1 protein-coding gene is annotated in these 310 nt (G+C 55.8%); it reads left to right on the top strand.

Annotated features, from left to right (window positions below):
- Positions 1–148, top strand: a 148-nt coding sequence (locus tag A3754_RS06660; protein ID WP_304439817.1) for a nucleoside-diphosphate kinase, incomplete at its 5' end; no start/stop codon positions are given.
- Positions 149–310 lie beyond the last annotated feature (162 nt).

Raw genomic sequence — 310 nt, 5'->3', positions numbered from 1 at the left:
GAAAGAAGCCGAAGCCGGCACTATCCGTGCAGATTTTGCGGAAACAATCGATGCAAACGCGGTCCATGGTTCTGACTCCACCGAGTCAGCCGCCCGCGAACTGGCCTACTTCTTCTCCGACGAAGAACTGTGCCCGCGCGCCAGCTAATATCCGCTTGCGTGCAATACCAACCACGGCCTCGGGCCGTGGTTGGCGTTTAAAGGAAACCCGGTTTCCTATTGGAGAATGCTATGACTGCCCAACAGAAGGTAAATCTGCTCGGCCTTTCTCGCCCGCAAATGGAAGAGTTCTTCCTGACCATGGGGGAGA

The organism is Alcanivorax sp. HI0083, from assembly GCF_001635175.1.
This window is presented reverse-complemented; position numbering and strand designations above follow the sequence as displayed.